The following is a 19,494-nucleotide window of genomic DNA, read 5'->3' on the forward strand; positions in this document are numbered from 1 at the left end:
AGATGACCGCCCGGGGTCGCGGGGGTGACCGCGCGGTGGTGCAAGCCACTACGGTGAGGTGGCAGGCTGACGCCGCGGGGCGATGTGGGGTGGAGGACTGTCCATGGAGGAGCATCCTGAGCTGATGCCGTTGCTGACGGTGTCCGGCGGGGCGATGCGCGGGCTCACGTTCCGGGTCGGCCAGGACGCGCAGGTGATCGGCCGGGCGCCGACCGCCGACATCGTGCTCGCCGATCCGCACCTGAGCCGGCGGCACGCCACCGTCCGGGCCACCCCGGAGGGGGTGATGCTCACCGATCTGGGCTCGACGAACGGCACCTGGCTCAACGACACCCGGGTGACCGGCAGTGTGGCGATCTCCGACGGCGACGTGGTCCGGCTGGGCCGCACCGACCTGCGTCTCTACGACCCGGGCGTGGCCCGGACCGACCCGGTCGGGATGAGCTTCGGCGCGATGCGCCGCGACCAGCGCCCCACTCTGCCGCTGCCCGTCCCCGGGCCGCGCCAGCCGATCGAGGCGCGCGAGGCACAGCCGGCCGACGTCAGCTAGACCGCCGGGCGTCCACTGGGCCCTCCGGACCGCTGAGGGCCCGCACTCGCTGCACCCCAAGGCTGCTGACCGTCGGCACCCGCCGGGCATCGAGGCCGTGCTCGGCCCCAAGGTCGCTGCTTCCGGCGCCCGCTGACCCCAGGCCCGCGCTGCCCGGCGTCGCCCGGCCCGCGCGCCGAGCCCGCGCGGCGAGCCCACCGCCGCCCTCCCCGGTCCGCCCTCGCGCGATTGATCAAGGAGTTTGGGTACGGAAATGACTCCCGCGCTGACGCAAACTCCTTGATCACCGCCAGGGAGGGGTCGGCGGGCGGTCGGCGGAGGGGCGGCGGAGGAGGGTGGGCTGGGCGGGTTGGCGCTCCCGGGGTGGGGGTGTGGGGTGGGCTGGCGCCCACGCCTTGGCGGGGTGGTGTGTCGGTGGGGCACATGGACCGGGGTCGGCCGTCCGTGCCAGCATGCGCGGATGCGCAGCGCACGGCTCACCGTCCAGGCCAACGGCATCACCCAGGCGGTCCGCGTGGCCGGTCCACCGGACGGCGTACCGGTGCTGCTGGTGCACGGCAACGTCTCCTCCTCCGCCTTCTGGGAACCGCTGCTGGCCCGGCTGCCGGAGACGCTGCGGGTGGTCGCCCCCGACCTGCGCGGCTACGGCGGGACAGACACCGCGCCGGTCGACGCCACCCGAGGGCTCGCCGACTTCGCCGACGACGTGGCCGCGCTGCTCGACGCCCCGGAGCTGTTCCGGCCCGGCGCCCGGCCGATGGTGGCCGGGCACTCGCTGGGCGGCGGTGTGGCGATGCGGCTGCTCGTCGACCGCCCGGAACGGATCGCCGGCCTGCTGCTGGAGGCGCCGGTGTCCCCGTACGGCTTCGGCGGCACCCGGGACCTCGACGGCACCCCCACCACGCCCGACTTCGCCGGCACCGGCGCCGGCGGCGCGAACCCGGACTTCGTGGCCCGGCTCGCCGCCGGTGACCGGAGCGCGGACGGCCCGACCAGCCCCCGCGCGGTGCTGCGCGCCGCGTACGTGGCCGACCCGGCCTCGCTCGGCGACGACGAGGACCTGCTGCTGGAGAGCATGCTGACCACCGCCACCGGGGACGACAACTACCCGGGCACGGCCGTCGCCTCGCCGCACTGGCCGGGGACCGCCGCCGGGCCGCGCGGCGTGCTCAACGCGCTGGCCCCGGCCCACTTCCGGCTCGCCGACGAGCTGGTCGCCGTGCCGGTCAAGCCCTCGGTGACCTGGGTACGCGGCGACGCCGACGTGATCGTCTCGGACACCTCGCTGTTCGACCTGGCGTACCTCGGTCAGCTCGGCGTGGTGCCCGGCTGGCCCGGTGAGGTGGCGTGCCCGCCGCAGCCGATGGTGGGGCAGACCCGCGCGGTGCTGGACCGGTACGCGGCGGCCGGCGGGACGTACCGGGAGGTGGTGCTGCCCGGCTGCGGGCACAGTCCGCACCTGGAGCGGCCGGCGGAGTTCGTCGCCGAACTGCTGGCACTGGCCGGGGAGAACGCCACCGCGTGAGGCACGGTGCGTGAAATATCCCACGGCGTCTCGACAACGCAGCGTCACGTGGCAGACTCCGGCGCATAACCTTAGCGGCCGTTCATGTCGCGGACGGCGGAGTCGAGCCAGGGGAGGCCGGTCGTGGCGCGGGAGTTCACCAGGGTGGGCGTGGTGGGTCTGGGCACCATGGGTGCCGGCATCGTGGAGGTGTTCGCCCGCAACGGCGTCGACGTGACAGCCGTCGAGATCTCCGACGGGGCGCTGGAGCGCGGCCGGGCCACGCTCACCGGCTCCACCGACCGGGCCGTGGCGAAGGGCAAGCTCGCCGAGGCCGAGCGGGACGCGCTGCTCGCGCGGGTCGACTTCCAGGTCGGGCTGGACGCGCTGCACGACGTGGACCTGGTGATCGAGGCGGTGCCCGAGCACCTCGACCTCAAGCAGCGGATCTTCGCCGAGCTGGACCGGGTCTGCAAGCCCGAGGCGATCCTGGCCACAAACACGTCCTCGCTGAGCGTCACCGAGATCTCCGTCGCCACCACCCGGCCCAACCAGGTCATCGGCATCCACTTCTTCAACCCGGCGCCGGTGATGAAGCTGGTCGAGGTGGTCCGCACGGTGGTCACCTCCGCCGACGTGGTCGCCGACGTGGAGGCGCTCTGCGAGCGGCTCGGCAAGGTCGACGTGACGATCAGCGACCGGGCCGGTTTCATCGCCAACGCGCTGCTGTTCGGCTACCTGAACCACGCGGTCGGCATGTTCGAGGCCCGGTACGCCACCCGCGAGGACATCGACGCCGCCATGAAGCTCGGCTGCGGCCTGCCGATGGGCCCGCTGGCGCTGATGGACCTGATCGGCCTGGACACCGCGTACGAGATCCTCGACACCATGTACCGGCGCGGCGGCCGGGACCGCCGGCACGCCCCGGCCCCGCTGCTCAAGCAGATGGTCACCGCCGGGCTGCTGGGCCGCAAGTCCGGTCGCGGCTTCTACACCTACGAGCGGCCGGGCTCGCCGAAGGTCGTACCCGACGAGTTCACGCCGCTTGCGGCGGACGCCGCGCTCGCCGACGGCGCCCGCGCCATCGCGAAGGTCGGCGTGGTCGGCTCCGGCACCATGGCCACCGGCATCATCGAGGTGTTCGCCAAGGCCGGGTACGAGATCATCTCGGTGACGCGGGGCGCGGAGAAGTCCGCGAAGGTCTGCGAGGCGGTAAAGACCTCGCTGAACAAGGGCGTGGTGCGGGGCAAGATCAGCGAGAGCGACCGGGACGACGCGCTCGGCCGGATCACCTGGTCCGCCACGCTTGAGCACCTGGCCGACGTCGACCTGGTGGTCGAGGCCGTGATCGAGGAGCTGAGCGTCAAGAAGGCGCTGTTCGCCAGCCTGGACGAGATCTGCAAGCCGGGCGTCGTGCTGGCCACCACCACCTCGTCGCTGCCGGTGATCGACGTGGCGATGGCGACCCAGCGCCCGGCCGACGTGATCGGCCTGCACTTCTTCAACCCGGCGCCGATCATGCCGCTGGTGGAGATCGTGCAGACCATCCGCACCTCCGCCGAGACGTCGGCCACCGCCCGCGCGGTCACCGCGAGGCTCGGCAAGACCGGCGTGGTCTGCGGCGACCGGTCCGGCTTCATCGTCAACGCGCTGCTGTTCCCGTACCTGAACGACGCGGTGAAGATGCTGGAGGCCAGCTACTCGACCGCTGACGACATCGACTACGCGATGAAGCTCGGCTGCGGCTACCCGATGGGCCCGTTCGAGCTGCTCGACGTGGTGGGCCTGGACGTCTCGCTGGCCATCCAGCAGGAGCTGTACCTGGAGCTGCGTGAGCCCGGCTTCGCCCCGGCGCCGCTGCTGGAGCACCTGGTCACGGCCGGCTACCTGGGCCGCAAGTCCGGCCGCGGGTTCCGCGACCACACCCGGCGCTGACCGCTGTCAACAGCCGGGCCCGGTGACGGCGTCTTCGAGGTGTGACCTTCGAGGAGTACGTCGGCAGCCGCGGCCCGGCTCTGTTGCGTCTGGCCCGGCTGCTGACCGGCGACGCGCACCGCGCCGAGGACCTGACGCAGGACGTGCTGGCGCGCGCGTACGTGCACTGGCGGAAGATCGCCCGGGCCGACCGGCCCGACGTGTACGTGCGCCGGATGCTCGTCAACGCGAACACGTCCTGGTGGCGGCGGCGGTCCAGCCGTGAGCTGGCGGTGGACACGTTCGCCGACCGGCCCGGACGCGGCGACCTGGGCGCCGAGGCGGCCGACCGGGACGAGATGTGGGGGCTGATCCGCGCCCTCCCGGACCGCCAGCGCGCCGTGCTGGTGCTGCGCTACTACGAGGACCTGGACGACGCCACGATCGCCCAGATCCTCGACTGCTCCCCGGTCACCGTCCGCACCCACGCGATGCGGGCGCTCGCCCACCTCCGGGAGCGCTGCGGCGTCCCGATGACGAAGGGGAGCCGGCCGTGACCGACCTCGACGAACGGATCGCCTCGGCGCTGCGGGAGCACGCCGAGGGTGCCGTGGACATCGACCGGCTGACCGCCGGGGCCGTGACGGGTGGCCGTCGTCGGCTACGCCGTCGGCGGGCCGTGCTCGGTGGAGGTCTCGCCCTGGTCGCGCTGCTCGGTGGCCTGGCCGTCGTCCCGGGCCTGCCGGGCGTGGACCGGCCGTTCACCGGCCCGGCGGGCCCGGCCGCGTCGGCCGGTGCAGCGCCACCGCTGATGCGGGCCGCGCCGGGAGCGGCGGCCGCGCCGGAGGTCGTCGGCACAGACGCCGGGGTGCTGCACTTCGGCGTCGACACCACCCGGGTCCGCTACCTGAGCTGGGAGGCGTCGCAGGGCCGGGAGACCGTCGGGCTGGACGTCGGCGACGGGCGTAAGGTCACCGTCGAGCTGGCGCGCTCGTCGCAGACGTTGCGGGATGCCAGCGCCGAGGGGGTGCCGTTCGAGGTCGCTGCGCTCGCCGAGGAGGCGGCGTTCGACGGCCGGACCAGCACGCTGACCGTCGACGGGATGCCGATCCAGGTCCGGCAGTGGCGACCGGTGCCCGGGTTGTACGCGCGGGCCAGCGTATCGGCGCAACAGGACACGGCGCTGACCGTCGCGGCCGAGGCGTTGCGGCTGACCGAGGCGCGCCGCTGTGGTGCTCCGGCCCGCGTCACGACCGTGCCGGACGGCGCCCGGGTCGCCAGCTGCCGGGTCAACGTGACCGGCTTCCCGCGGTTGGTGACCGCCCGGTTCGGCATCGCCCGTGCCGACAACCATCAGATGAGCGTCTCCTACCAGTACGCGGCCGAGATCTCGCCACAAACCGTGGACCGCAACATGACGATCGGCGGGCGTCCCGCCCACCTCTACTCCGCACAGGACCGGATCGAGCTGCTGGGCGTGCCGAAGTCGCGCCTGCTCGCCGATTACGGCTGGCCGGAGCAGGGGTTCGACAAACTCGACGCGGCGCTCGTGCTGGGCGGCGTCCGGGTTGCGCCGGACCCGACCCGCCCGGAGACCTGGGACTGAGCGCTCGTCCGTCGGCCGGCCGCCCGACTCGGGCCGGTCCGGCCGGCGGACCGTACGCTTGGTGACCGTGAGCCCCCGTCGCAACCGCCCTCGCCGGGAAGAAGGCCCCGGCCTGGACGCCGAGCGTGCCCGCCACGGCGTGCCGACAGTGCAGCAGTGGCGCGACGGCGACTGGCAGATACGCGCGATCAGCGGCGGGGCGTCGGTGAAGACGTACCGCTGTCCCGGCTGCGACCAGGAGATCCGCCCCGGCGTGGCGCACCTGGTGGCCTGGCCGGCCGACGACCGGGGCGACCTGACCGACCGCCGGCACTGGCACTCCGGCTGCTGGCGGGCCCGGGACCGGCGTGGGCCGAACCTCCAGCGCGGCCGGGGCGCCCCGCGCTACGGCTGAGCGATCTGGATCACCAGGTTCCCGTCCCGGTGGGCGGCGGAGCCGCCGACACGGGAGACTGGCAGGCGTGAGCACTCCGATTCGCGCGTCGTCGATCCTGCCCGGCCGCCGGGAGGACATCGAGCTGCACACCGCCGACGGGCTGACGCTCGTCGGCGAACTGGCCCGGCCGCTGGACCGCGAACCGGCCGCCACGCTGGTCTGCCTGCACCCGCTGCCCACCCACGGCGGGATGATGGACAGCCACGTGTTCCGCAAGGCCGCCTGGCGGCTGCCCGCACTGGCCGGCCTGGCCGTGCTCCGGTTCAACACCCGGGGCACCAGCAGCGTCCGCGGCACCAGCGAGGGCGCCTTCGACGGCGCCGTCGGCGAGAAGTTCGACGTGGCCGCCGCGATCGAGTACGCCGAGTTCCACGAGCTGCCGAACATCTGGCTGGTCGGGTGGTCGTTCGGCACCGACCTGGCGCTGAAGTACGGCTGCGACCCGGCGGTGGCCGGCGCGATCCTGCTCTCCCCGCCGCTGCGCTTCTCCGCCCCGGAGGACCTGGCGGTCTGGGCCGATTCCGGCAAGCCGCTCACCGCGCTGGTCCCCGAGTTCGACGACTACCTGCGCCCGGAGGAGGCCCGGCAGCGGTTCGCCGCCGTGCCGCAGGCCGAGGTGGTGGGCGTGGACGGCGCCAAGCACCTCTGGGTCGGCGACGCGGAGAAGGTGCTGGACGAGATCGTCCGGCGGGTCGCCCCCGGCGTGCCGCTGCCGCTGCCGACCACCTGGGACGGCCCGATGGAGACCGGCGACGTCAGCGCGTACGCCGACCGTACGGTAGCCGCGTTCGCCGACACCCCGGTGCCCGGCCCGGCCCAGCGACGCGCCGAGTAACGGGTCAGCGCGCGTCCTGGCGGGGCAGCACCACCTCGCGCAGGATCAACTGCAACGCGGCGACCGTGGGTATCGCGATGAGCGCGCCCACCACGCCCAGCAGTGCCACCCCGAGCAGCGCGGCGAGCAACGCCGCCACCTCGTTCACCGACACCGCCCGGCGCATGATCTTCGGATAGAGCAGGTAGTTCTCCACCTGCTGGTAGAGGATGAAGAACACCAGGCACGCGATGCCCACCGGCAGGTCGGTGGCGAGCCCGACGAGCGTCACCACCACCGCGCCCAGCGTCGCGCCGATCTGCGGGATCAGGTCGGTCACCGCGACCACCACCGCCAGCGCGAACGGGTACGGCAGCCCGACCACCAGCGCGAACACGAACGTGGTCACGCCGGCCAGCACCGCGATGGCGAGCGCGCCGACCATGTACGCGCCGACCCGGGTCAGGATCTCGTCGCCGATCAGCCGGACCCGCTCCCGGCGCGAGCGCGGTGCCAGCGCGTACCCGAGTTCGCGCAGCTTGTCGAAGTACGCCAGGAAGTAGATCGTCAGCACCAGCACGGTGAGCAGGCGGAAGATCGTCCCGAAGATCAGTTGCGCCCCGCCGAGCACGCCGCCGAGCGCCCGCCCGATCGTGTCCGCGTTCGCCGCCGCCTGGACCCGCTCCATCACGTCGTACCGGATCACCAGGTCGTTCACTGTGGGATTGCGGCGCAGTTCCTCGACGTAGCCGGGTAGCTGCTGCACGAACTGGCCGGACTGGGTCACCACCGGCGGCACCAGCGCCAGCAGGCCGGCGACGATCAGCGCGAGCAGGGTGAGCGTCACCACCGCCACCGCCAGCCCGCGCGGCACGCCCCACCTGCGCAGCCGGACCACCGCCGGGTGCAGGCCGACCGCGAGGAATAGCGCGATCACCACGAGCACCAGGATGCCGGCGGCGTTGCGCAGGCCCAGGAACAGCGCGTACGCCAGCAGCACGCCGAGCGCGCCGGTGAAGCCGATCAGGAAGGCGCTGCGCCGCAGTGGCCGCCCCGGCACACCGAAGCGCCCGCTCGGCTCGAACTCACCCGGCTCGACGTCGGCGGGCCGCTCGCTGCTCGCCTCGATGCCGGTTCGCGGGCTCCTCGCGGCACCCGTGGTGTCGCTCGCGGCGGCGCGTGTGGTCTCGCTCGCGGGCTTCACCGGGCCGGCGATGTGCACGTCCGCGGCCTCGTCCTCGTGGGCGGCGGAGCCCTCCTGCGACACCCGTGCCTCCCGGCTCTCCCCGCTCCCCGGCGGCCCGCCGGTGACGTCCCCGGCCGACGCGCGACCCTCTGCCCGCAGGGTAGTCGCCGCCACCCCGCGCCGGCCATCCCACCACCACCGCTGCCGCCGCGCTCGCCGGCCGGCGGTTCAGGGAAGTCGCGTGATCCGGGCGGGCCGGATGCCGCCACTTCGGCCGAAGTAGCGGCATCCGAGGCGGTCGGATCAGTCCTTGTCGACGGTGACGGCGCTGGGCTTGGCGCTGCGCTCGTCGGTGGTCGGCTTGGTGGGGCGCTTGCCGTTCTCGCCGGTGCTGGTGATCTTCGTCGGGGTGGCGCCCCGGCCACCCTCGCCCGGCACGGCGGCGACAGTCGGTTCGCCGTCGACGCCCGCCCCGGCGGGGGAGTCCATGGTGGTCACCGGCTCACCGACCGGCTTGGCCTTGCCCGCCTCGGCCGGCTCGCCGTCGCCCTTGGCCGGCGTGGTGCCCTTCGTGTCGGCCTTCGTGTCGGCCTTCGCGGCCACCGGCGCACCGCCACCGACCGGGACATCAGCCGGGGCGTCGCCGCCCGCCGGCTCGCCGTCGCCGGTCGAGCGGCCGGCGGACGCGGCAGTGGCGAGCTCGTCCGGGTCGACCGGAGTGGCCGCGATCCCGGCCGAGTCGGCGTCGCGCCGCAGGTCGCCGAGGCGGCGTTGCAGGTCGTCGGACTCCTGCCGCGACTTCCAGGTCTCGGTACGCAGGTCGGCCAGCTCCTGCTGCGCCTTGGCGATCTCCAGCATCACCCCGGCGAGCTGCTGCCGGCCGGCGGCCACCTCCTGCTGGGTGGCGGCCAGGTGCTGCTGGGTGGTGGCCAGGTGCTGCTGGGTCGTGGCCGCGTACTCCTCGAACTGGCGCCGCGAGGCCGCGACGTGCTCGTCGGCCTTGCGGCGCTGCGCGCCGGCGTCCGCCTCGGCACGGCGCAGCAGCTCGGCGGCCTCCAGCTCGGCCTGCTGCCGCATGCTGAGCGCGTCCGCCTCGGCGGCCTGCCGGACGTCGGCGGCGGTGCGCTCGATCTCGTCGCGCCGCGTGGTGTACGCCTGCTCCAGCTCCTCCTGCCGCTTGGCGTGCTGCTTGTCCAGCTCGTCCCGGCGCTTGGCGAACTCCTGCTCGGCGGCGGCCCGGCGCTGGGCCAGCTCCTTCTCCGCGCTGTCCCGCCGCTCGGTGACCTCCTTCTCCACCCCGGCCCGCCACGCGCCCAGCTCCTGCTGGGTCTGGGCGCGGGACTGCTGCACGTACGCCTCGGTCTCGGTGCGCATGCGCTGCACGTACGCCTCGACCTCGGCGCGGTTGCGCTTGCCGGCCTCGGTGGCCTCGGTGGTGAGCCGGCTGGCCTCGGCGCGGGCCCGGCCGCGGGTGGCCTTGGCCGCCTCCTCCGCGTCGTCCACGATCTTCTTGGCCTCGGCCAGCGCCTTGGCGTGCGTGGCCCGGCCGGCCTCGGCGGCGGCGTCGGTGAGCCGCTTGGCCTCCTGCTGCCCCTTGGCGTGCACCTCCTTGGCCGCCTCGCGGAGCTGGTTCGCCTCCTGCTGGGCCTTGGCCAGCACCTCCTTGGCCGCCTCGCGCAGCCGGGCGGCCTCCTGCTGGGCCCGGGAGTGGATCTCCTTGGCGGTGTCGCGGAGCTGGGTGGCCTCCTGCTGGGCCTTCGCCAGCGCGTCCTGGGCGGTGCGGCGCAGCTTCTCGGCCTCGTCCTGCGCGGCCGTACGCAGCTTCGCCGACTCGTCCTGCGCGGCCTTGCGCAGCTGCGCCGACTCTTCCTTGGCGGTCTTGAGCGTGGCCTCGGCCTCGGCCTTGCGGGCGGCGGTGTGCCGCTCCTCCTCGGCCCGGCGGGCGGCCAGCGCGATCTCGAAGTCCTTCAGCGCCTGGGCGGCCTGCTCCCGCGCCTCCTCGACGATGTGCTCGGCGGCGGCGCGGCGGGCCTCGATCTCCTCGTTGGCGGCGCTCAGGATCTCGTCGGCCTGTTCCTCCGCCATGGTGAGGATCTGCTCGACGCGCGGACCCAGGTGCCGGAACGAGGCCCGGTCCACCACCCCCACCTGCTTGCGCACCTGGGCCAGGTCGCGCTGCAGCACCTCGACCTGACCGGCCAGCTTGTGGATCTGGGTGTACGCCTGTTCCCGCTCGGTGGTCAACGCCGCGATCTCGTGCTCCGCGCGAGCGACGTAGCGGTCGACCTGCCGTTTCTCGTACCCCCGAAGGGCGGACTCGAAGCTGGGCTCCGTCGTCACGTCCCCGCCGAGCGCGAACAGTTCCTCGCCGTGCGACATGCCCCCATCCTCACACGCAACCGGCTCTGCTGGGGCGATACGGACGCCCCTTCTGGGAGCTACTTCACCCTCCTGGCGAAACGGTCCGCACAAGCATGACGGCGCGGGGCGACACCGGTCACCCGGTGTCACCCCGCGCCGTGGCTCATGCCCCCGACAGCGGGTGTTCGGTCAGCCGGCCGACTCGGCCGTCACCTTCTGCGCGGAGGCGTCGGCCTTCGGCGTCTCGGTCTTGCCGCCGGCCGGCACGCCCGGCACGATGCCGGCCAGGCCGGAGAGCATCTGCCCGAGCTGCGAGGTGACGGCGTCCTTCTGCCGGGTGAGGTCCTCGACCTCGCGGCGGGCCGCCTGGGTGGTCAGCTCGGCCTCGGTGCGGGCCTCGTTGAGCACCCGCTGCGCCTCGGCGCGCGCCTCGTTGAGCGTCTTGTCGGCGAGCGCCTTGGCCTTGTCGACTGTCTCGTTGGCGGTGCGCTCGGACTCGACCCGCCGGGACTCGGCCCGCTGCTCGATCTCCTTGGCCCGCTCCTGCGCGGCGCGTGCCCGCTGCTCGGCCTCGTTCACCAGCTTCTGGGTCTGCGCGACCTGGGCGGCGTGCCGCTCCGACTCCTCGCGCTCGGCCTTCTCCCGCCGCTCGGCGAGCTGGAGCTCCAGGGCCTGGAGGTCCTTGTCGCGCTTGTCGCGCGCGTCGGTGAGCAGCTTGGTCGCCTCGGCCCGCTTCTCCTCGGCCTCCCGGGCGGCCTTGGCCCGCTGCTGGGTGATCTCCCGCTCGGCGGTGGCGCGCAGCGTGGCGACCTCGCGCTCGACAGTCGACTTCAGCTCGGCGACCTCGTGCGCGGTGACCGTACGGAGCTGCTTGGTCTCCCGGTCGGCGTCGGCGCGCAGCGTGTCGGCCTCGCGGCGGGCCTGCACGCGAACCTCGGCGGCCTCCCGCTCGGCCGCGGTACGGACGCTGCCGGCCTCGCGCTCGGCGGTCGCCTTCATGGCGGCGGCCTCGGCGCGCGCCTTGTCGGTGATCTCACGCGCCTCGAGGCGGGCGGCGGAGAGGATGCCCTCCGACTCGCGCTTGGCCTCGTTGCGGTGGTCGTTGGCCTGCTCCTCGGCCAGCCGCAGGATCTGCTCGACGCGGGTGCCCAGGCCGGACAGGGTCGGCCGGCTGTTCTCCTCGAGCTGCTTGTTGGTCTCGGTGAGCTTCTGCTCCAGGGCGTTCTGGCGCTGCTCGGCCTGCCGCAGGCGGCGCTGCGCGTCGTTCATCCGCTGCTCGGCCTCGGCCCGGGCCTGCTCGGACTGGCTCAGGGCGGCGGTGAGGCGGCCGATGAAGTCGTCGACCTGGTTGGTGTTGTAACCACGCAGGCCAACGGTGAAATCGGGCTGTGAGTTCGCGTTATCGAAGAACGCGAGAGGGGAGGACTGCTGCTGGGGCATTGGGACATACTGGCAGACGCCCCAGGGTGGTTCGCAAGAGCGGTCGGCACCTTTCGCGTCCTGTTTACATGGTCAACTCGGTCGGCCGGTGACAACGGACCAACTGGCGATCTTGGCAGCTCCCGGGCGGGTGGGGCGGGTCGGGCTTCTGCGCGGAAGGCGGCGCGAAAAGGGCCGCGGGTCGGTACCCGCGGCCCTTTGTGCGTACGCCGGTCGAATGGTGCCCCGGTCGGCCGGAAAGGCAATCCCTGACGACCGTACGGTCAGTGACCGCGGAACCGGTTGATGGCGCTTTCGTGGCGCGAACGCATCTCGGTGTCGCGGACGCCGAGCCCGTCGGTGGGGGCGAGGCACCGGACGCCGACCTTGCCCTGGTGCGCGTTGCGGTGCACCTCGTACGCGGCCTGGCCGGTCTGCTCCAGCGCGTAGGTCTTCGACACGGTCGGGTGCACCTTGCCGAGCGCGACCAGCCGGTTGGCCTGCCACGCCTCGTGGTAGTTGGCGAAGTGGCTGCCGACGATGCGCTTGAGGTGCATCCACAGGTAGCGGTTGTCGTACTGGTGGTTGTAGCCGCTGGTGGAGGCGCAGGTGACGATCGTGCCGCCCTTCTTGGCGACGTAGACGCTGGCGCCGAACGTCTCCCGGCCCGGGTGCTCGAAGACGATGTCCGGGTCCTCGCCGCCGGTCAGCTCGCGGATGCGCTCACCGAAGCGCCGCCACTCGTCCTGGTCCTGGGTCTCCTCGTCCTTCCAGAACTTGAAGCCCTCGGCGGTCCGGTCGATGACCAGCTCGGCGCCCATCTTGCGGCACAGCTCGGCCTTCTCCGGCGAGGAGACCACGCAGACCGGGATCGCGCCGCCGTTGAGGGCCATCTGGGTGGCGTACCCGCCGAGGCCGCCGGAGGCGCCCCAGATCAGCACCACGTCGCCCTGCTTCATGTTCGCGCCGTGGTGCGAGACGAGCTGCCGGTACGCGGTGGAGTTGACCAGCCCGGGGCTGGCCGCCTCCTCCCAGGTCAGGTGGCGCGGCTTCGGCATGAGCTGGTTGGCCTTGACGATCGCCAGCTCGGCCAGGCCGCCGAAGTTGGTCTCGAAGCCCCAGATCCGCTGCTGCGGGTCGAGCATCGTGTCGTCGTGACCGGCGGAGTCCTCCAGCTCGACCGACAGGCAGTGCGCGACCACCTCGTCGCCGGCCTTCCACTTGGTCACGCCCGGCCCGGTACGCAGCACCACGCCCGCGGCGTCCGACCCGACCACGTGGTACGGCAGGTCGTGGCGGCGGGTCAGCTCGGAGAGCCGGCCGTAGCGCTGGAGGAACTTGAACGTGGGCAGCGGCTCGAAGATGCTCGTCCACACCGTGTTGTAGTTGATCGCGCTGGCCATCACCGCGACCAGCGCCTCACCCGGGCCCAGCTCCGGGACCGGCACCTCCTGCACGTGCAGGGCCTTGCGCGGGTCCTTGTCACGGGTGGCCATGCCCTCGAACATGCGGGTGTCCTCGGCACGCACCACCACGCCCCGGTAGCTCTCCGGCACGGGCAGGCCGGCGAGGCCGGCGAGCTCCCGCTCCGGCTGCGACGAACCCTCCGCCGCCATGATCGCTTCGAGGATGTCCTGCACGGTGACCTCCCGTTAGTCCGCACCCGCACAACGCGGGCAGGGGTGCTGCCATCGTCGGCGCCGGTGCGACGGGACCGCCATGTCGGCAATCGACACATTCCGGCACCGGTCGCGCTCCTGTCCGGCGGACGTTACTGAACGGTAGCTAAAGCGGGAAGCCCTCTGTGAAAAACTGCATCCACCGATGAGTGGAGCTGTCCGTGGGAACGCGCAAGCGCGCACGGCCGCGCGCGTTCCCACTTGTTAGGAAGGGCCCCTTCTTAACAGACGTCTGTTAAGAAGGGGCCCTTCCTTGCGGCTCAGGCGGGCTGGACCAGCTCGATCAGCACGCCGCCGGCGTCCTTCGGGTGCACGAAGTTGACCCGGGAGTCCGAGGTGCCGCGCCGGGGCGTGTCGTAGAGCAGCCGTACGCCGCGCTCGCGCAGCGCCGCGCACGCCACGTCGATGTCCGCCACCGTGTACGCGACCTGCTGGATGCCCGGCCCGCGCTTGTCCAGGAACTTGCCGATCGTGGTGTCCGGGGAGAGCGGGGCGAGCAGCTGCACCATGCCGCCGGAGGCGTCCGGCCCGACCGCGAGCATCGCCTCGCGTACGCCCTGCTCGTCGTTGGTCTCGGTGTGCACGCAGCGCATCCCGAAGGTGCGCTGGTAGAAGTCGATCGCGGCGTCCAGGTCGGCCACGGCGATCCCGACGTGGTCGATGCGGCGCAGGCCGATGTCTGTGACAAACTCGGCAGCGGGCTCGACGGGGGAGTTCTCAGCCATGACGCTAGTCTGACCGAACAATCGTTAAGGCGTACAGGTCGGCACCCCCTCGGAGGCAGGCAATGGCTTCGGTGATCGTCAGCGGCGCGCGGACCCCGATGGGGCGCCTGCTGGGCAACCTCAAGGACCTCCCCGCGACCCGGCTCGGTGGCATCGCGATCAAGGCGGCCCTGGAGCGCGCCGGCGTCGCGCCCGAGCAGGTCCAATACGTGATCATGGGCCAGGTGCTCCAGGCCGGCGCCGGGCAGATCCCGGCCCGGCAGGCGGCCGTCGAGGCCGGCATCCCGATGTCCACCCCGGCGCTGACCATCAACAAGGTCTGCCTCTCCGGGCTGGACGCGATCGCGCTCGCCGACCAGCTCATCCGGGCCGGTGAGTTCGACGTCGTGGTGGCCGGCGGCATGGAGTCCATGACGAACGCCCCGCACCTGCTGCTCGGGCAGCGCTCCGGCTACAAGTACGGCGACGTGACGGTCAAGGACCACATGGCCCTCGACGGCCTCACCGACGCCTGGGACTGCTGCTCGATGGGCGAGTCCACCGAGCGGCACGGCGCGAAGCACGGCATCACCCGCGAGGAGCAGGACGCGTTCTCCGCGGCCAGCCACCAGCGCGCCGCCGCCGCGCAGAAGAACGGCCACTTCGGCGAGGAGATCACCCCGGTGATCATCCCGCAGCGCAAGGGCGACCCGCTGGTGATCAGCGAGGACGAGGGCATCCGCCCGGACACCACCGCCGAGTCGCTGGGCCGGCTGCGTCCCGCCTTCACCAAGGACGGCACCATCACCGCCGGCAGCTCCTCGCCGATCTCCGACGGCGCCGCCGCAGTGGTCGTGATGAGCAAGGCCAAGGCCAAGGAGCTGGGCCTGACCTGGCTGGCCGAGATCGGCGCGCACGGCAACGTGGCCGGCCCGGACAACTCCCTGCACTCGCAGCCGTCGAACGCGATCAACCACGCCCTGAAGAAGGGTGGTCTGAGCATCGAGGACCTCGACCTCATCGAGATCAACGAGGCGTTCGCGGCGGTGGGCATCCAGTCCACCCGTGACCTCGGGATCAGCCCCGACAAGGTCAACGTCAACGGTGGCGCGATCGCGCTCGGCCACCCGATCGGCATGTCCGGCGCCCGTCTCGTGCTCACGCTCGCGATGGAGCTGAAGCGGCGCGGCGGCGGCACCGGCGCGGCGGCGCTCTGCGGCGGTGGCGGGCAGGGCGACGCGTTGATCATCCACGTCCCGAACGGCGCCGAGAGCTGATTATCTGTGAGTGCGAGGAGTGAGCCGGGTTTGCGAGCCCCGCAGTCGCGAACGAAGGCGGCACTGTGAACGACGCAAGTAACGCCCCGGCGGCGGCCACCGGCCCGGTGCGCCGCAGCCGGGACGTACCCATGCTGGTGGAACGGGCCCGCGCGGGCGACCCCCGCGCGGTGGCCCGGCTGATCACCCTGGTCGAGTCCGGCGACGAGGTGCTGCCGCAGGTCGCGGCGGCGCTCGCGCCGTACTCCGGGCACGCCCAGGTGGTCGGCCTGACCGGTTCGCCGGGGGTGGGCAAGTCGACCACCACGAACGAGCTGGTACGGGCGCTGCGAGCGCGCGGCCACCGGGTCGGCGTGCTGGCCATCGACCCGTCCAGCCCGTTCACCGGCGGCGCCATCCTCGGTGACCGGGTCCGGATGCAGGACCACGCGACCGACCCGGGCGTCTACATCCGCTCGATGTCCAGCCGGGGTCACCTGGGCGGGCTCTCCGCCGCGACGCCGCAGGCGGTGCGGGTGCTGGAGGGCGCGGGCTGCGACGTGGTGCTCGTCGAGACCGTCGGCGTCGGGCAGGCCGAGGTGGAGGTGGCGTCGCTTGCCGACACCACGCTCGTGCTGCTCGCGCCGGGAATGGGCGACGCGATCCAGGCGGTCAAGGCCGGCATCCTGGAGATCGCCGACGTCTTCGTGGTCAACAAGGCCGACCGGGACGGCGCGGACGCGACGGTCCGCGACATCCAGGGCATGATCGCGCTCGGCGAGCGCGGGCCGGGGGAGTGGCGTCCGCAGGTGGTGCGCGCGATCGCCGCGCGCGCCGAGGGCATCGACGACATCGCCGCCGCCATCGACAAGCACCGCGAGTGGCTGGAGCGCCACGGCGAGCTGCGCCGCCGCCGGGAGGCGCGGGCCGCCGCCGAGATCGAGGCCATCGCGCTGGGCGTGCTGCGCGCCCGGATCGGCTCACTGCGCGACGGTACGCAGCTCCCGACGCTCGCGGCCAAGGTGGCCGAGGGCGCCCTCGACCCGTACGCGGCGGCCGACGAGCTGCTGGCCCAGCTCGGTTCCTGAAGGCGCGGCCGCCGGGTTCGGCCGGCCCGCCTCCGGGCTCAGAGTTCCGCGTCGGTGAGCGGGTTGGCGGCTCCGGGCCGGCTGACCGGAGCCGCCAGCATGCCGGCGATGGCGTCGGCGAGGAAGTCGCCGACGTCCAGCCAGCGCGGGTCCTGCCCCTCCTGCTCGGCCCGGGCCTCGACCTCGGCGGTGGCGGTCATGACGATGCGGGCGATCAGCGCCGACCGGCCGGCCACCACTCCCCGGTCGAGGTGCGCCAGGCGCGACGCCAGCGACGCGCGGGCCGGCAGGTCGACGAAGGCCGACTCGAACGCCTCGCGCATCAGCACCCGCAGCGTCGGGTCGTGCAGGGCCTGGGCGAGGAAGCGGGCCCGCCAACTCGGCCGGGGCAGGCTCGCGAGCACCGCCATGGACGGCTGTACGAGACTGCGCACGTCGCCGAGGACCGAGTCGGGCTGCTCGGGCATCGCCCGGCGAGGTCCGGCGAGGGCGTCCATGTGCCGGGCGACCAGTGCCCGGAGCAGGCCCTCCCGGCCGCCGAAGTAGTAGCGCACCGCCGAGTGGTTGGTGTTGCCGGCCACCTCGGCCACCCGGCGGTCGGAGACCTGGGCGATCCCCTCCTCGGCGAACAGGCGTTCGGCCGCGTCGAGCAGCGCGACGCGGGCTGCCTCCGACCGTGCCATGACCGCACCCCTCCTCGTGGACCGCGCGACTGTGGCGCAGGCCAAACCTAGTCGTTTCTTGGTCCGGTGCCGGCGTCACCTACACTACGTAAGTCAGGTGACTTACATTCTGGCCCGACGCGGCCGCGAACCCAGTCCGGAGCATGCCTGTGCCGTCCACCACCGACCCGGCGACCGCCGAGCCGAACGCCGCCGACCGCAAGGAACGGATCATCCGCTCGGTCGCCCTCTTCGTCATGCCGTTCCTCATGGTCACGATGATGTTCGCGACCTACGTGGCGACGATGCACTCCCCACACCCCCGGCAGATGCCGGTGGCGGTGGTCGGCAGCGGCGCCCAGGCGCAGGGCGTCGTCGACGCGCTCAACGCCACCCCCGGCGAGCCGGTCGAGGCCCGCCTGGTGACGTCCCGGGACGCCGCGGTCGAGCTGCTGCGGGACCGGCAGATCAGCGGCGCGCTGCAACTCCCGGCCGCCGGGTCGGACCAGGCGACGATCTTCACGGCCTCGGCGGCCGGGGCCTCCGCCTCCGCCACCGCCCAGCAGCTTCTCGCCCCGGTCGCGGTGCAGCAGCAGTGGACGTCAACGGTCGAGGAGGTCGCGGCGCTGCCCGACGAGGACCGGGCCGGCATCGCCGTGCTGTTCGCCGCGATGGGCATGATGCTCGCCGGGTACGTGCCGCTGAGCCTGCTCCTGATGGCCACCCCCCACCTGCTGCGCCTGCGGCGGTTCGTCCCGCTGGTCGCCGGCTGGTCCGCGCTGACCAGCACGATCGTCTGGCTGATCCTCGGCCCGGTCGTCGGCGCGGTGGACGGCCACTACCTCACGTTCCTCGGCGTCGGCATGCTCGCCACCGCCGCCGTCGGTCTCGCCCAGCTTCTGTTCACCAAGCTGATGGGGCCGCTGGCGGTCCTGCTCGGGATGCTGCTCTTCGTCGTGTTCGGCATGCCCGCGTCGAACCTGGCGCTGCCGGTCCACACGATGCCCGGGTTCTTCCAGTTCCTGCACGGCGTACTGCCCCTGCCGGCGGCCGGCGAGGCGCTGCGGTCGGCGCTCTACTTCGACGGCCGGGGCATCGGCGTCCACCTGCTGACGCTCGCCGCGTGGATCGTCGCCGCCGTGGCGCTCTGCCTGCTCAAGGAGCGCGGTGGGGCACCCATCCCGCAGGCACCGCAGGTCGACGGCCCGGACACGCCGCTGCCCGCGCTGGCCGGCGGGCCGCCGCGGTCCAAGCGATTCCGGTACGCGACGGTCGCGGCGTTCCCGCTGAGCATCCTTGTCGTCGTGGTGGGCCTGATGAGCTTCTCCATGCACAAGCCGGAGCCCCACGACATCCCGGTCGCGGTGGTCGCCGCCGTCCCGGAGCAGGCCGAGCGGGCCGCCGCCGGGCTGCGGGCGGGCCTGAACGGCGTCGTCGACATCTCCGTGGCCGCATCGGTGGACGAGGCCCGCGAGCGCATCCTCGCGCGTGACCTGGTCGCCGCGTACGTGCTGCCGTCCACGCCCGGTGGCGAGGCCACGCTGTACTCGTCCTCGGCCGCCGGGTCCAGCCAGCACACCATGGTCCAGACCATGTTCCAGCAGGTCGCGGCCGGGCAGCAGATGCCACTGGCGGTCACCGACGTGTCGCCGCTGAGCGAGACCGACACGATGGGCAGCAACAGCCTGTACGTCGGCATGTCCTGGATCATGTCCGGCTTCCTGATGCTCGCGGTGCTCCGGGGCGGGGCACCGCACATCCGGCGGCTGCGGCAGTTCCTGCCGATCCTCGGTGGCTGGGCGATCGGCATGTCCGCCTGGCTGTGGCTGCTGTTCGACGTGATCATCGGCGCGGTCAACGGGCACGCCCTGGAGATGATCGGCTTCGGCGCGCTCACCATCTTCGCCGTGTCGCTGGTGACCGCCGTGTTCACCCGTACCTTCGGCCTCGCCGCGATCATCCCGATGATGGTGGTCCTGATGATGGCCGGCGTGCCCGCGTCCGGGGGCGGCCTGTCGGTCTACATGGTGCCGGAGTTCTTCCGGACGCTCCAGGGCGTCCTGCCGCTGCCCGCAGCGGTGGACACGGCCCGGTCGCTCGTCTACTTCGGCGGGGTCGGCGTCGGACGGAACCTGGCCGTCGTGGCGGTCTGGGCGGCGGTCGGCCTGCTGCTCAACCTCGGTGTCGACCGCTGGCTCCGGCGTCGCGAGCAGGCAGCGGGCGGCGCCGGGCCGCACCCGGTGCCGGGCACCTCCGGCGGGCTGGACGGGATCGGCGAGCCGGCGCCGGCCGGGGCACGCTGAACCGGGCGGCCG

General features: G+C 73.0%; 16 protein-coding genes. 10 read left to right on the forward strand and 6 right to left on the reverse strand.

Annotation, left to right across the window (positions count from 1 at the left end):
• The first annotated feature begins 103 nt into the window (after window positions 1-103).
• From AB0D28_RS24450 to AB0D28_RS24480, 7 genes are all read left to right on the forward strand, one after another.
• Window positions 104-550, forward strand: a complete 447-nt coding sequence (locus tag AB0D28_RS24450) for an FHA domain-containing protein (RefSeq protein ID WP_357389307.1) — start codon at window positions 104-106, stop codon at window positions 548-550.
• 460 nt (window positions 551-1,010) lie between these two features.
• Window positions 1,011-2,075 carry an alpha/beta hydrolase gene (locus AB0D28_RS24455; RefSeq protein WP_357389309.1) on the forward strand — a complete coding sequence of 355 codons (1,065 nt, stop codon included), beginning with the start codon at window positions 1,011-1,013 and terminating at the stop codon, window positions 2,073-2,075.
• A 123-nt stretch (window positions 2,076-2,198) separates the two neighbouring features.
• Window positions 2,199-3,989: a 3-hydroxybutyryl-CoA dehydrogenase gene (locus AB0D28_RS24460; RefSeq protein ID WP_357389311.1), complete on the forward strand. Its 1,791-nt coding sequence runs from the start codon at window positions 2,199-2,201 to the stop codon at window positions 3,987-3,989.
• Window positions 3,990-4,030: 41 nt separating this feature from the next.
• Complete coding sequence (locus AB0D28_RS24465) at window positions 4,031-4,525, forward strand: SigE family RNA polymerase sigma factor (RefSeq protein WP_357389313.1); 495 nt, start codon at window positions 4,031-4,033, stop codon at window positions 4,523-4,525.
• Window positions 4,522-5,574 (forward strand): hypothetical protein, encoded by a 1,053-nt coding sequence (locus tag AB0D28_RS24470; RefSeq protein WP_357389315.1) that lies wholly within the window; start codon window positions 4,522-4,524, stop codon window positions 5,572-5,574. The genes AB0D28_RS24465 and AB0D28_RS24470 overlap by 4 nt, the downstream gene beginning before the upstream one ends.
• Before the next feature lie 61 nt (window positions 5,575-5,635).
• On the forward strand, window positions 5,636-5,968 hold the full coding sequence (locus AB0D28_RS24475) for a hypothetical protein (protein ID WP_120573406.1): 333 nt from the start codon (window positions 5,636-5,638) through the stop codon (window positions 5,966-5,968).
• A 67-nt stretch (window positions 5,969-6,035) separates the two neighbouring features.
• Window positions 6,036-6,845, forward strand: a complete 810-nt coding sequence (locus AB0D28_RS24480) for an alpha/beta hydrolase (RefSeq protein ID WP_357389317.1) — start codon at window positions 6,036-6,038, stop codon at window positions 6,843-6,845.
• A gap of 4 nt (window positions 6,846-6,849) precedes the next feature.
• Here AB0D28_RS24480 and AB0D28_RS24485 read toward each other — a convergent pair whose 3' ends face one another.
• From AB0D28_RS24485 to mce, 5 genes are all read right to left on the reverse strand, one after another.
• On the reverse strand, window positions 6,850-7,953 hold the full coding sequence (locus AB0D28_RS24485) for an AI-2E family transporter (RefSeq protein ID WP_357389361.1): 1,104 nt from the start codon (window positions 7,951-7,953) through the stop codon (window positions 6,850-6,852).
• A 360-nt stretch (window positions 7,954-8,313) separates the two neighbouring features.
• Window positions 8,314-10,389 carry a hypothetical protein gene (locus tag AB0D28_RS24490; protein ID WP_357389319.1) on the reverse strand — a complete coding sequence of 692 codons (2,076 nt, stop codon included), beginning with the start codon at window positions 10,387-10,389 and terminating at the stop codon, window positions 8,314-8,316.
• A gap of 171 nt (window positions 10,390-10,560) precedes the next feature.
• Entirely contained in the window at window positions 10,561-11,811 is a 1,251-nt protein-coding gene (locus tag AB0D28_RS24495; protein ID WP_357389320.1) for a DivIVA domain-containing protein, read from the reverse strand.
• Window positions 11,812-12,074: 263 nt separating this feature from the next.
• Window positions 12,075-13,430: a crotonyl-CoA carboxylase/reductase gene (ccrA, locus tag AB0D28_RS24500; protein ID WP_357389322.1), complete on the reverse strand. Its 1,356-nt coding sequence runs from the start codon at window positions 13,428-13,430 to the stop codon at window positions 12,075-12,077.
• A 299-nt stretch (window positions 13,431-13,729) separates the two neighbouring features.
• Window positions 13,730-14,194, reverse strand: coding sequence for a methylmalonyl-CoA epimerase (mce, locus tag AB0D28_RS24505; protein WP_357389324.1), 465 nt, complete (start codon window positions 14,192-14,194; stop codon window positions 13,730-13,732).
• Between the two features lie 62 nt (window positions 14,195-14,256).
• Here mce and AB0D28_RS24510 point away from each other — a divergent pair, with 62 nt between their 5' ends.
• The gene (locus AB0D28_RS24510; RefSeq protein WP_357389326.1) at window positions 14,257-15,450 is read left to right on the forward strand and encodes an acetyl-CoA C-acetyltransferase; all 1,194 of its coding nucleotides are present in this window, start codon (window positions 14,257-14,259) and stop codon (window positions 15,448-15,450) included.
• A gap of 65 nt (window positions 15,451-15,515) precedes the next feature.
• Window positions 15,516-16,517 carry a methylmalonyl Co-A mutase-associated GTPase MeaB gene (meaB, locus tag AB0D28_RS24515; RefSeq protein WP_357389328.1) on the forward strand — a complete coding sequence of 334 codons (1,002 nt, stop codon included), beginning with the start codon at window positions 15,516-15,518 and terminating at the stop codon, window positions 16,515-16,517.
• 38 nt (window positions 16,518-16,555) lie between these two features.
• Here meaB and AB0D28_RS24520 read toward each other — a convergent pair whose 3' ends face one another.
• The gene (locus AB0D28_RS24520) at window positions 16,556-17,200 is read right to left on the reverse strand and encodes a helix-turn-helix domain-containing protein (protein ID WP_357389330.1); all 645 of its coding nucleotides are present in this window, start codon (window positions 17,198-17,200) and stop codon (window positions 16,556-16,558) included.
• Between the two features lie 143 nt (window positions 17,201-17,343).
• Here AB0D28_RS24520 and AB0D28_RS24525 point away from each other — a divergent pair, with 143 nt between their 5' ends.
• Window positions 17,344-19,482 carry an ABC transporter permease gene (locus AB0D28_RS24525; protein WP_357389332.1) on the forward strand — a complete coding sequence of 713 codons (2,139 nt, stop codon included), beginning with the start codon at window positions 17,344-17,346 and terminating at the stop codon, window positions 19,480-19,482.
• The last annotated feature ends 12 nt before the right edge of the window (window positions 19,483-19,494 follow it).

Source organism: Micromonospora sp. NPDC048169 (assembly GCF_040652815.1).
Classification (GTDB): Bacteria; Actinomycetota; Actinomycetes; order Mycobacteriales; family Micromonosporaceae; genus Micromonospora.

Bases quoted from the DNA above. Each gene is read 5' to 3' on its own strand.
- AB0D28_RS24450 (WP_357389307.1), top strand. From the start codon at position 104: ATGGAGGAGCATCCTGAGCTGATGCCGTTGCTGACGGTGTCCGGCGGG.
- AB0D28_RS24455 (WP_357389309.1), top strand. From the start codon at position 1,011: ATGCGCAGCGCACGGCTCACCGTCCAGGCCAACGGCATCACCCAGGCG.
- AB0D28_RS24490 (WP_357389319.1), bottom strand. From the start codon at position 10,389: ATGTCGCACGGCGAGGAACTGTTCGCGCTCGGCGGGGACGTGACGACG.
- AB0D28_RS24495 (WP_357389320.1), bottom strand. From the start codon at position 11,811: ATGCCCCAGCAGCAGTCCTCCCCTCTCGCGTTCTTCGATAACGCGAAC.
- mce (WP_357389324.1), bottom strand. From the start codon at position 14,194: ATGGCTGAGAACTCCCCCGTCGAGCCCGCTGCCGAGTTTGTCACAGAC.
- AB0D28_RS24510 (WP_357389326.1), top strand. From the start codon at position 14,257: ATGGCTTCGGTGATCGTCAGCGGCGCGCGGACCCCGATGGGGCGCCTG.
- AB0D28_RS24520 (WP_357389330.1), bottom strand. From the start codon at position 17,200: ATGGCACGGTCGGAGGCAGCCCGCGTCGCGCTGCTCGACGCGGCCGAA.
- AB0D28_RS24525 (WP_357389332.1), top strand. From the start codon at position 17,344: ATGCCTGTGCCGTCCACCACCGACCCGGCGACCGCCGAGCCGAACGCC.